This is a genomic window from Streptomyces sp. NPDC086519 (genome assembly GCF_040686075.1).
GTDB classification, from domain to species: Bacteria; Actinomycetota; Actinomycetes; order Streptomycetales; family Streptomycetaceae; genus Streptomyces; species Streptomyces shenzhenensis.
Map to the genome: position 1 here is coordinate 1 of NZ_JBFBJL010000003.1, position 12624 is coordinate 12624.

Here is a 12624-nt window from a genome sequence, read left to right on the forward strand (position 1 = left end):
CTGATCATCAGTGGCTGGACACTGGCCACGACGCTGTTCGCGGGAGTCACACGAATCCTGGTGCGACCTTGAGATGGCAGGTCTCTCTGCGGCTGGCGCGCCAGTCACGAGATGACATCAAACCGTCGTCCTCAGTAGCGCAAGATTCGCGCGGCATTCTCGGCCCGGACCCGTTGAACCCGCAGAGAAGGAGGGCCTCGTAGCCCCGTCACCACGTCTCGCTGCTCACCGTCAGCATGCTTGTCGCCCCGCTGTTTGCTACGCCGAGCCCTGCCTTCGCCATCGCGCCGGCGCAGGTTCCCGCCGCGAGTGTGTCCGCCAAGCAGGACTTCTGCCGCATCACCGGGTCTTCGGCGACGGTGCGCGCCAAGCCCCGCAGGAATGCGGCGGCGCTCGGCACTGCGTACAAGGGAGACACCTGCACCGCACGCGGCTGGGCCGAGGGCGAAGGTGCATGGGGCAAGGTGACGATGAAACGGACCGGGGTCACCGGGTACGTACACTCCTCGCTCGTCGCCTGGGGCAAGGAGGCGCTGACCGCTACGGGGCGGTGAAGGGGTCTGGTGCCCGGTGGTCCCTCTGGGCGGACGCCGTGCTCGTTGGGGTCGGTGACTTCTTCGACGAGGTCGCAGAAGCTGCCCGGAGAGTCGTGATCGCGTAGGCATGCTACCCGGGCGGGGTGCTTGAGGGCCGCGCACACGGAGGGCCGGCGCTCTGTCCGGCGTCGCTGATGCCGGGCAAGCAGGTCGTCGAGGAAGCTCACCGCGGGGTCGGTGTTGTTCCATGCCTGCTGCTTGGTGAGGCTGTGGCGGCCGATCAGGATGGATGCAGTTCGTCTGAAGGGGCTGACCTCTCACCTTCCCGCAAAGTGTGCATGCGGTGTGTTTTGGGTCGGTTGCAGGTCGGTCGCTGCCCTCTACTTGTTGTTGGGCCGCCGCCAGCCATGCTGCAAGCGTCGTCGATGTGACTCAATGCGGGGATATTATTTTTGGTTCCTTTGCTCACCTTTCCGTTTACCTGCAGATCCGGAAGGTTGTTTGGTTGCTCTTCCTTGCTGGTTCGTGGTGCATCTCCATGAGAATCCCTTACTATTTCTTTACTTATTTTGCGTAACTTATGGGTGATTTAGTCGAATCGGCGCCCTGGGTAAGTGATTGACAGTCGTAATTCCCTGGGTTTTGATCACCCGGACTGTAAGAAACTTGTGAACGCAAGGTGGGGGACATGGGTCGGGGTGGGGGATTACGTCGTGCTGTCGTGGCATCGGCGCTCCTTGTGCAGTTGCTGGGCGCTGCGGGTGTCCAAGCGGTCGGCGCGGCCGCAGCGGAATCTTCACCGGCGGCGGCTGACGGCAGTGCCAGTGATCTGTCGCCCGAGGCGGCCGCATCGCAGAAAGCTGCGGCGTCCGGCTCGCCCGTCGAGGTGAGCGCGGAGACGACACCCACTCAACTCGTCACGGCGCAGCCGGACGGCACGTTCACTGTCGAGTTCGATCCGGTGCCGGTGCGCGCGAAGGAGGGGTCGGGCTGGGTGCCGGTCGACACGGACTTGCAGATGACGTCGTCCGGCAAGGTCGTACCGAAGGCCGCCGCAGCGGACATCGCGTTCTCGGGGGGTGGCGCGGGTGACCCTCTGGCAAGCATCACCCAGAACGGGAAGACGTACAGCGTCGGCTCGCCATGGACGTTGCCGACGCCGACGCTGGCGGGTGCTACAGCGACGTATCGGAATGTCATGCCCGGAACAGATCTGGTTGTTCAGGCCACGCCGGACGGTTTCAGTGAGAACCTGGTGGTCAAGTCGCGAGACGCAGCGCAGAACACGGACCTGTCGAGCATCCGGTTCCCCGTCTCGGTCGACGGTGTCTCCGCGTACGACACGCACTCCGGCGGTGCCGCCTTCGTCGACGGCCAGGGGCGGCCGGTGTTCACTACGGGTACGGCGCTGATGTACGACTCCTCGGCCGCCCCGGCCCCCGCATCGGTCACCGGCTCGACCACCGCGTCGGCGGCGGCGTACGCCACTGCCTCGCAGGCGTCGTACGCCGTGACCAGTCCTGCGCGCATGACCGCTGCCGCAGACGAAAGCACACTGAACGAGCCGGCACCCGGCGCCCGATCGACCGCCATGGACGTGACGGTGACGGACGACGCCCTGACTCTGAAGCCCTCGCGGTCCTTCCTCGACGACCCCGGCACCACCTACCCCGTGGTGCTGGACCCTCAGACGACCAGCGCCTCCCTCTCGGGCTGGACGACGGTGTGGACGAGTTCGCCCTCGACGTCGTTCTGGAAGACCTCGCATGCACTGGGCGTCGGCTACGACGCATGGGTGGACAACAAGAAGGCACGCTCCTTCTATCAGTTCGACACCCACACCCTGGGCGGCAAGAAGATCCTCTCGGCGACCTTCCAGGCGCTGGAAGTGTGGTCGGCCAACTGCACTGCCAAGGCAGTCCAGTTGTGGCGCACCGGCTCGATCGCGTCGTCCACCACCTGGTCGAAGCAGCCGAAGTGGCAGGCCCAGGTGGACTCGCGCACTACCGCCAAGGGTTACTCGTCCTCCTGCCCGGGTGACAACGTCGACTTCGACGCCACGGACGCGGTGAGCTATACCGCGGGCCAGTCGTCCTCGACCACCACCCTTGGCCTGCAAGCGGCCGACGAGAGCGACCCGATCGCCTGGAAGCAGTTCGCCTCGCCCTCAGACCACAAGCCAAGCCTGTCGGTGACGTTCGTGTCCAAGCCGAGCACGCCGACCGGGGTGAAGATGTCGAATCCCAGCCTGGCGTGCGCCACGACCCGCGCGAACGCCGTCGTGATCCGGGACGCGACGCCCACGCTGACGGCGGCGCCGAAGTCTGCCGATGGTTCGCAGTCGACGCTGCGGCCGAACTTCGAGGTGTACAAGTACGACGCCGCCGCGACCGACCCCAAGGTCGGTTCGGGCAGCCCTTCGGCGTGGACGACGTCGGGCACGGCCGGAACGTGGACGACCCCCACGCTCACCAACGGGCAGACGTACTGGTTCCGGGCGCGTACGCAGTACCAGTACTCGTTCGACGGCAAGACCGGATCCATGTACTCGGGCTGGCCTGGGGGATGCTGGTTCACGATCGACACATCGCGTCCGGTGCAGCCGGATGTCGACTCGACGAACTATCCGCAGTGCGCGAGCCCCGACTCTCCGGACGACTGCACGGCCTACGGCGGCGTGGGCGCGCCGGGTTCGTTCACGCTCAAGGCCAACGGGGCCTCGGACGTCGTGAAGTTCACGTACCAGCTGAACGACAACCCCGTACAGACCAAAACGTTCACGAGCGCCACCACCAGTTACACGCTCTCCCTGGCGCCCGACGTACGCGGGCTGAACACCCTGACCGTCCAGACCTGGGACTCGGCGGGCAACGGATCGGCCAGCTACACCTACTCCTTCAAGGTCGCGCCAGGCGCCGGCCCCGTCGACCAGTGGTCCATGGACGAGGGCACCGGCTCCACCGCGGCTGACTCCGTGAACGGCAAGAACGCGACGCTCAAGGGCCCAGCAGCCTGGAGTGACAAGGCCCGGCTCGGCAAGGCGCTGCAAGGCGACGGCACGGCCGCATACGCAACGACGGACTCCTCTGCGCTGGACACGACGAAGAGCTTCACGGTGGCTGCCTGGGTCCGGCTGACCGGAAATGCCCACAATGCCGTGGCCGTCGCGCAGTCGGGAGTCAACGGGTCGGCGTTCGCGCTGTATTACTCGACCGCCTATCAGGCGTGGATCTTCAATCGGTACACCTCGGACGTCGCCTCACCGACCATCGTCCGCTCCATCTCGACCATGACCCCGGCAGTCGGCGTCTGGACGCATCTGATGGGTGTGTACGACGCGCAGGAACAGACCATCCAGCTGTTCGTCAACGGCGTGCCACAAGGCGATCCCGTCGCCTTCACCACTCCCTGGCAGGCCACCGGTGGGCTGCAGATCGCCCGCGGCCAGGCGGGCGGCACCTTCACCGACTACTTCCCGGGACAGGTCGACGAGGTGACCGCCTGGAACCGGATCCTGTCGGAAGAGGAGATCGCCGACCTCCAGGCGATGACGAACGCGAGCACGGGCCACGCGCAGCCGACTCTCGCCGCGGACTGGGGCATGGAGGAGACCTCGGGCACGGCGGCCTCGGACTCCTCGGGATACGGCCACACCGCCACCGTCGCCTCCGGCGGAACCTGGACCACCGACACTGACGGTGGCAAGGGCAACGTCCTTTCCCTGAACGGCACTTCGACAGCGAATGCCACAGCTTCCGGTCCGATCGTGGACTCCCAGGGCGACTTCACCGTGGCGGCCTGGGCCAACCTCGACACGGATGCGCTGTCCGACACGAGCGTGGCCCATCACATGAGGATCGCGACCCAGTCCGGCGGCGTACGCGACTCCTGGGGCCTGTGGTACGACCAGGCGGCGGGATCCACACAAGGCATGTGGGTGTTCGGGCGCACCAGCGCCGACACCACCAGCGCCTCGGTCGTCAAGGTCCCGGCCGACATCGCATCCGCCCAGCTCGTCGACCCGGGTACCTGGACGCTCTTGACCGGCGTCTACGACGGTGCCCACCACCAGCTGTTCCTCTACGTCAACGGAGTCCGGCAAGGGGCTCAGGGCGACACCGACACCGAAGACAGCACCGGGGACGGCGTTGTCTTCGACACGCCCTGGCAAGCGACCGGCACCTTCAACATCGGACGCGGGCGGATCAGTACCGGCGCGTACAGCGACTACGCCCACAGCCTTGTGGACGACGTACGGGTGTGGACCGGCGTCATGCCCGACAACGACATCAACCAGATGTACAACAACGAAGCGCCCATCCCGCTGTAGCGCCACCCCCGTCAACACGGCGGACGCGACCGATCCTCAGCGGACTTTCACACGAAACGGGAGAGCAGTCATGGATGGGCTACGGCGGACACGGCTGTGGGTCGTCGCTGTCACCACGAGCGCACTGGTGGCCACGGGACTGGGCACCGCCCCTGCGGTCTGGGCAGCCCAGCCACACGGGCACCACACGGTGCACGCACCGGCTGTCAAGAACGGCACCGCCGTGCCCTACAAGGCCAAGAAGGCCACGAAGAAGGACCCGGCCAAGGCAGCCGCCGCCCGTACCGCCAGGCAGGTCGCGCAGCCCGCCCACTGGCCGACCGCGTCCGCCGTCACCGTGCCCGTGGCCGCCAAGAAGACCCCTGCCAAAGCCACTTCGGTGGGCGGCCTGCCGGTCAAGGTGACCGCGCCGGCCACCGGCGCGGCTCCGGCCAAGGTGGCAGTCAAGGTGGCTGCCCACCGCACCGCAGTCGCCCTTGGCATCAACGGCGCCGTGCTGTCTGTCGCCCGCGCCGACGGGCGACAGGGAACGGGCAAGACCCGGCTGACCCTGGACTACTCCGGCTTCGCCCACGCCTACGGCGGCGACTATGCCTCCCGGCTGACCCTGATGCGTCTGCCCGCCTGCGCGCTCACCACCCCCAGCGTGAAGAAGTGCCAGGCCACGACCCCGATTGCTACTCAGAACGACGTCACCCACCACACCCTCACGGCCACCACCGCCGTCAGTGCCTCCGCCGTGACGGTCCTCGCCGCGACCGCCGCCGCCAAGTCCGGAGCCGGCTCCTACCAGGCGACCTCCCTCAACCCGTCCGCTTCCTGGAGCGCTGGCGGCTCCAGCGGTGACTTCACCTGGTCCTACCCGCTTTCGGTGCCCCCGTCCAACGGCGGTCCGTCCCCCAACCTTGCGATCACCTACGACGCACAGAGCGTCGACGGACGGCTGCCGTCCACCAACAACCAGCCGTCCTGGATCGGCGACGGCTTCGACCTCACCACTGGATACATCGAGCGCTCGTACGACTCCTGCGACGACGACGGCCAGTCCGGCAAGAACGACGAGTGCTGGGCGAACGACAATGCGACCCTGGTCCTGGGCGGCAAGTCCACCCCGCTGATCAAGGACTCGAAGTTGGGCGAGTGGCATGCCAAGGCCGATGACGGTGAGCGTGTCACACACTCCACGGGCGCGACCAACGGCGACAACGACGGCGAGTTCTGGACGGTCACCACTCCGGACGGCACCCAGTACGTCTTCGGCAAGAACCGTCTGCAGGGCTGGGCCACGGGGAACGCGGTCACCAACTCCACCTGGACCGTACCGGTGTTCGGCGACGACTCCGGTGAACCCGGCTACGACCAGGGGACGTCCTTCTCCGGTCGCGCACTCACCCAGGCCTGGCGCTGGAACCTGGACTACGTGGTGGACCCGCACGGCAACGCGATGTCGTACTGGTACACCAAGGAGACCAACTACTACGCCAAGAACGGCACCACCACCGACAACGGCACGGTGTACGACCGCGGCGGCTACCTGAGCCGGATCGACTACGGGATCACGTCCTCGACGGTGTTCGGCACGGCGCCGGAGAAGGTCTCCTTCACCACCGCCGAGCGTTGCCTGGTGACGAGCAGCGAGGATTGCTCCTCGCTCACCTCCAGCACCGCCTCGCACTGGCCGGACGTGCCGTACGACCAGGTCTGTGCCTCCGGCAAGGTGTGCACCGCGACGGGGCCGACGTTCTTCTCCCGCAAGCGGCTGACCGGCGTGACCACCAGCGTCTGGGACGCGAGTCTGTCCACCCCGGCCTACCGGGACGTCGACACCTGGGCTCTTGACCAGTCCTTCCCCGACCCCGGCGACGGCACCTCCGCAGGCCTGTGGCTGAAGTCCATCACCCGCACCGGCAAGGACGGCTCCACCAAGGCCATGCCGCCGGTCACCTTCGCCGGCGTCCAGTTGTTCAACCGGGTCGACACCACGCACGACAACATCGCCGCTCTGGTCAAGTGGCGCGTACGGACGATCACTTCTGAGACCGGCTCGGTCCTCACCGTCAACTACTCCGACACGCAGTGCGTGGCCGGCACGACCATGCCGAGCGCGCCGGACTCCGACACCCTGCGCTGTTTCCCGACGTACTGGCAGCCGCCGTACACGGCCGATCCCCAACTGGACTGGTTCCACAAGTACGTCGTCACCCAGGTCACCGAGTCCGACCCGACCGGCGGCGCCCCGCTGAAGGAGACCGACTACACCTACAACGGCTCCCCGGCCTGGCACTACGACAGCGACAACGTCACCGCCCCCGCCAAGCGCAAGACCTGGTCGCAGTGGCGCGGCTACGGCAGCGTGACGACGACCACGGGTGACGCGCAGTCCACACGTACCAAGACGGTGTCGACGTACTTCCGCGGCATGGACGGCGACAAACAGTCCGACGGGACCACCCGCAGCGCCAAGGTCACCGACTCCACCGGGGCCTCGGTCACGGACTCCGAACCACTGGCGGGCCAAACCCGCGAGTCGGTCACCTACAACGGCTCCGCCGAGGTGTCCGGCACGATCACCGACGAGTGGATCCACCAGACGGCCACCGACGGTACGCGCAGCGCCTACTTCACCCGCCCGGCGGCGGTCCGTACCCGTACGGACCTGTCCTCCGGCGGCACCCGCGACACGTCGGTGTCCACGACGTACGACCCGACGACCGGTGCGGCGCTGACGGTCGACGACGAAGGCGACACGGCCGTCAAGGGCGACGAGCAGTGCACCCGCACGACGATCGCCAACAACACCACCGACTGGCTGATGGCCTTCCCCACCAGGGTCGAGACGGTCGACGTGGCCTGCGACGCCACCACCACCCGCCCCGACGACGTGGTCTCCGACGTCCGCACCCTGTACGACAGCCAGTCCTACGGCACGGCCCCGACCCTCGGCGACGAGACGTCGACACAGCGCCTCTCGTCGTACAGCAGTGGCAGTCCCGTCTACCAGACGGTGTCCACGTCCCACTACGACACGCAGGGCCGGGTCGACTCGGTCAAGGACGCGGACCAGAACACGGTCAGCACCACCAAGTACACGCCCACGACAGGCGGCCCGTTGACCAGCACGGTCACCACGGACGCCAAGAACTACTCGACCACCACCACCTTCGACCCGGCGCGCGGCATCGCCACCTCGGTCGTCGACCCCAACAGCAAGCGCACGGACTACGCGTACGACGGCCTCGGCCGGCTGACCAGCCTTTGGTTGGCCAACCGCTCCAAGTCCTCGGGCCAGTCCGCGAGCCTCGTCTACACCTACGCGATCTCCAACACCGTCGCCTCCGCGGTCTCTACGGGCAAGCTCAACAACGACGGCACGACGTACGACACGACCTACGCCCTGTACGACGCGCTGCTGCGCCCGCGCCAGACCCAGACCCCTGCGCCGGGCGGCGGCCGGGTCATCGCGGAGACCAAGTACGACAGCCGCGGCCTGGCCGTCGAGTCCGACGCCGACTACACGGACAACACCTCCCCGTCCGGAACCCTGGAGAACATCACCTCCGCGGTCCCGTCCCAGACCCTGACCGCCTACGATGGCGCGGGCCGCGCCACGGCTCAGGACTTCTACGCGCTCGGCACCAAACGCTGGACGACCTCCACCGCTTACGGCGGTGACCGCACCACCGTCACCCCGCCCCAAGGCGGCATCGCGACGACGACCCTGACCGACACCCTCGGCCGCACCACCGAGACCCGGCAGTACGACAACGGCACCCCGACCGGCACCTACACGTCCATCAAGTACCACTACGACGCGAAGAGCCGGCTGAAGGAGGTCGTCGACGACGACGGCAACACCTGGTCGTACGGCTACGACCTGATGGGCCGCAAGACGACGTCGACCGACCCCGACACGGGCACGACGCAGACGATGTACAACGACCTGGACCAGGTCGCCACGACCACTACGGCGCTCGGCACGGCCGACGAGAAGACGCTCAGCTACACGTACGACATCCTCGGCCGCAAGACCGACATGTACGACGGCACGACGAAGGACGCGGCGCACGAGCTGGCCAAGTGGACCTACGACTCGGTGGCCAAGGGACAGCCGACGTCGGCGATCCGGTACGTCGGCGGCTCGTCTGGGTCCGGAAGTGCGTACATCAGCCAGATCGGCGCTTACGACTCCCTGTACCGGCCGACCCTCACCCGGGTCACGATCCCCTCGGTCGCGGGTGAGGAGGCGCTGGCCGGCACGTACACGTCGACGACCGGCTACAACCTCGACGGCACCATCCAGGTCACCTCCGATCCGGCGGCCGGCGGACTGCCAGCCGAGTCTCTGGAGTACGGCTACAACGACCTGAGCATGCCGACGACGCTGAGCGGCGCCACCGGCTACGTCCAGAACACCACCTACACCAAGCTGAGCGATGTCAGCCAGCTCACGCTGGGGGTTTCCTCCTCGGACACCGCCAAGTGGCTCCAGATCACGAACACGTACGAGGACGGCACCCGCCGCCTCAAGCGTGAGCTGGTCACCGACGACGCGCAGACCGCTCCCGTCCAGGACACCAACTACGCGTACGACGACGCGGGCAACCCGACCAAGGTCGCCACGCACGCCGACGGCACCGACGACGTGCAGTGCTACCGCTACGACGGCCACGACCGGCTGACTGAGGCGTGGACCGCGACGGACGGCTGTGCCGCCGCAGCGTCCGCGGCGGTCCTCGGCGGCCCGGCGCCGTACTGGCACAGCTACGACTACGACGATCTGGGCAACCGCAAGACCGATGTCGACCACGCGACCACGGTGGGCGGTGCGGACACGTCGACGTCATACGGGTACCCGCCGGCGGGCGACACTCAGCCGCACACTCTGTCGTCGTCGACGACGACCAAGGGCCCCACGACCACCACGAACAGCTACTCCTACGACGCTGCGGGCAACACCCACACCCGCACGCTGAACGGCAAGACGCAGACGCTGGACTGGGACAGCGAGGGCCACCTCGCCAAGGTGACCAACGCGGACGGCACTTCGTCCTCGTACCTGTACGACGCCGACGGCAACCGGCTGCTCTCGCGCGACGACTCCGGTACGACCTTGTACCTGGGCGACACCGAGGTGCACCTGGCCAAGGGCGCGACGACGACCACGGGCACCCGCTACTACCAGTGGGCGGGCCAGACCATCGCGGTGCGCACCAGCACGGGCGCCCTGCAGTGGCAGGTCACGGACGCCCACGACACCGCCGAGACCGCCGTGGACGCGACGACGCAGACGATCACGCGGCGAAGGCTCGACCCGTTCGGCAACGCCCGCGGTGCCCAGCCCGGTTCGGGTACATGGCTGGGTGACAAGGGCTTCGTGAGCGGGGTGCAGGACGCGGTCACGGGGCTGACACACCTGGGGGCAAGGGAGTACGACCCGACGATCGGCCGGTTCGTCTCGGACGACCCGGTCCTGGAGCTCACCGACGCCCAGCAGATCGACGGCTACACGTACGCCGCCGACAACCCCGTCACCGGCAGCGACCCGACGGGCCTCATGAACGTGATGGACAACAGCGGCGGCAGCTGCCCGTCCACCGGCTGCACAACCCCCTCCACCACGAGTGACGGCGACGGAGGCGGAACCCACCACGGCGGCAGCGGCAGCGGAGGAGGAGGCAGCTCCCACCACACCTGCGGCTGGTCCTTCTCCTGCTACGCCAAGAAGGCCTACCACGCAGTCGAGCGGCACCCGGTGCTCGCGGCCGTGGTCGCCACCGCGGTGGTGGTCGGCGCGGTCGCTTGCGTGGCGGCGACGGCCGGCGCGTGCGGCGCCGTCCTGATAGCGGGCGCCGAGGGCTTCACGGCCGGGGCCGAGATCGGCGGCCTGGGGGCTGCGGTGACGGGAGCGGCAGCCGGGGTGATCGGTGAAGGCGGGGCCGTGATCGCAGGGGCGGCGGGGATCGCCGGCGCGGGGGCGGCAGCTGTCTCGGAAGGAGCCGAAACCGCTGCGGCGTCCAAGGCTGCTGCCCGCTCGGGGGCGAAGGAGGCGGGCTCAGCGGCGGAGGAGACCGCTGGTTCCGGCTCGGCCACGAGCGGCAAACGGGACCAGGAGTCCGCGCCCAAGAGCGGCGCGAGTTCGGGGAGCGCTTCTCGGGGGCTCGCCCGCCGTACCTCGAACACGGGAGCGTTCTCCGAACTGCAGGTACCGATGCAGAAGCGCGTCGTCAGCCAGGCGGCTTCCGACGCCGGCGTCGGACTGGCTGGTGTGACTGTCAAGATCAATCGTGATGCCGACCTGATCGGGCGTGGCCTGTACGGGCACACGTCGCCGGACGGGACTATCACGCTGTATCCTGACGCATTCTCCTCCACGGAGGATCTCGTCCGGACCATCGGGCACGAGCGGATGCACGTCATGCAGATCGGTCTGTACGGTTCAGCCTCGTCACTGGAACAGGAATCCGCCTGGGAGAGAGCCGCATACGCCTCGGAGGACCAGTTCTGGAATCATTTCAACGGGAGGCTGGGTAATGGCTGATCGAGAGGCGTGGCTGAAGGCGTTGGCACGCGTTGCCGAGGGCTATGACCCTGACGATGACAAGGCGGGCAGCGGCCCGTGCCCCGTCTGTGGTCGCTACCGGCTGCAGGTGCGTTACATCGTCGACACCAGCAGCAGGGTCGGTTATGCGCTGTTCTGGTGCGATGCGTGTATGCACGGCATCAGCGTGTCCCGGGTACGTGCTCCTGAGGGCTTCCGGATGTGGCCGATCGAAGATCCGGCTTCGGTCGCCGGTGTCCCGGACTTCACGCGGGACGAATGACGGCCGTGCCGTGGCGGGACGCGTCGGGAGGCAAGAAGAGGCACGACGGATTGGGACAGCGAAGTGACAAACGCACGTGCGGAACGCCGTTCCGCCGGTACCGAGACCATGGTGGACGTGCTGCTGCGTTGGGCGTGGATCCGGCGCCGCACGCCCGCGCGGGACATCGCGGACTTCGACGGTGGCCAGCCGCTGCGGGTCGTCGGGTTCACAAAGAGCATCGGCGGGACGGTCAAGGTCTCGGTCGGCAAGGGCAAGCAGATCGCGAGGCTGAGGCAGGGCTACCTTCGGCTCGCCGCCGGTGAGGCGCCGGTCTGGAACGACGCGCGAGGAGGTCGGAGCGCGACTCTCCAGGCGCCGTTCCAGCTGAAGCCGGCGGCCGGGAAGGTACGCCTGGCCCGGAAGTTCGAGCGATACGAACTCGTCACGGGTGCGGGGACGTATGACCTGGCGGTGCCCAGGAAGGACGGCGAGCTGATACGGCATGCGTTGGTCGGTGGGACGGAGATTCGTTAGTCCCATTCCTTCATACATGGCTGGTTCGAGTGAACTACCCGGATGTGGCGCAATCGACGAGGCTTCGCCCAATCAGGATGCGCTCGAAGCGCCGCAACCGTAACCCTCACCTCTCCGTCGCTGCTCGCTCGGTGTGGAAGACTCGCGCAGCAGCCGGGCTGGTTCCCAACCCCCGTGGGAACCAGCCCGGTTCGCTATGGCCGGTCGGTTATGCGTTGCCCTCCGGCGTCGCCGGACGGTAGGTGCGAGGGCGCTCGCTCACCTGCTCGGCGATGCCCTGCCGGGCGAGGGTGACCAGTGCGTTGGCGATGGCCCCCGAGGACTTCTCGATCACCCGGCTCATCTTGGTGGCGGTGAACGCCGCACCGGGGTGCGCCTGGAGGTGGTGGATGACCATGTGCCGCAGGGCTCCGGGCGCGAG

Annotated in this window: 6 protein-coding genes; 5 read left to right on the plus strand and 1 reads right to left on the minus strand. The window is 67.6% G+C overall.

Annotation, left to right across the window (positions count from 1 at the left end; genetic code table 11):
* Positions 1–236 precede the first annotated feature (236 nt).
* From AB0P24_RS04410 to AB0P24_RS04430, 5 genes are all read left to right on the plus strand, one after another.
* Positions 237–554, plus strand: coding sequence for an SH3 domain-containing protein (locus tag AB0P24_RS04410; RefSeq protein WP_365790689.1), 318 nt, complete (start codon positions 237–239; stop codon positions 552–554).
* 703 nt (positions 555–1257) lie between these two features.
* Complete coding sequence (locus AB0P24_RS04415) at positions 1258–4866, plus strand: LamG-like jellyroll fold domain-containing protein (protein ID WP_365790690.1); 3609 nt, start codon at positions 1258–1260, stop codon at positions 4864–4866.
* 70 nt (positions 4867–4936) lie between these two features.
* On the plus strand, positions 4937–11404 hold the full coding sequence (locus tag AB0P24_RS04420) for an RHS repeat-associated core domain-containing protein (protein ID WP_365790691.1): 6468 nt from the start codon (positions 4937–4939) through the stop codon (positions 11402–11404).
* The gene (locus tag AB0P24_RS04425; protein ID WP_365790692.1) at positions 11397–11687 is read left to right on the plus strand and encodes a hypothetical protein; all 291 of its coding nucleotides are present in this window, start codon (positions 11397–11399) and stop codon (positions 11685–11687) included. Before AB0P24_RS04420 ends, AB0P24_RS04425 begins: the two co-directional genes overlap by 8 nt.
* A 63-nt stretch (positions 11688–11750) precedes the next feature.
* On the plus strand, positions 11751–12203 hold the full coding sequence (locus tag AB0P24_RS04430) for a hypothetical protein (RefSeq protein WP_365790693.1): 453 nt from the start codon (positions 11751–11753) through the stop codon (positions 12201–12203).
* A gap of 208 nt (positions 12204–12411) precedes the next feature.
* Here AB0P24_RS04430 and AB0P24_RS04435 read toward each other — a convergent pair whose 3' ends face one another.
* Complete coding sequence (locus tag AB0P24_RS04435) at positions 12412–12600, minus strand: hypothetical protein (RefSeq protein ID WP_365790694.1); 189 nt, start codon at positions 12598–12600, stop codon at positions 12412–12414.
* Positions 12601–12624: the final 24 nt, after the last annotated feature.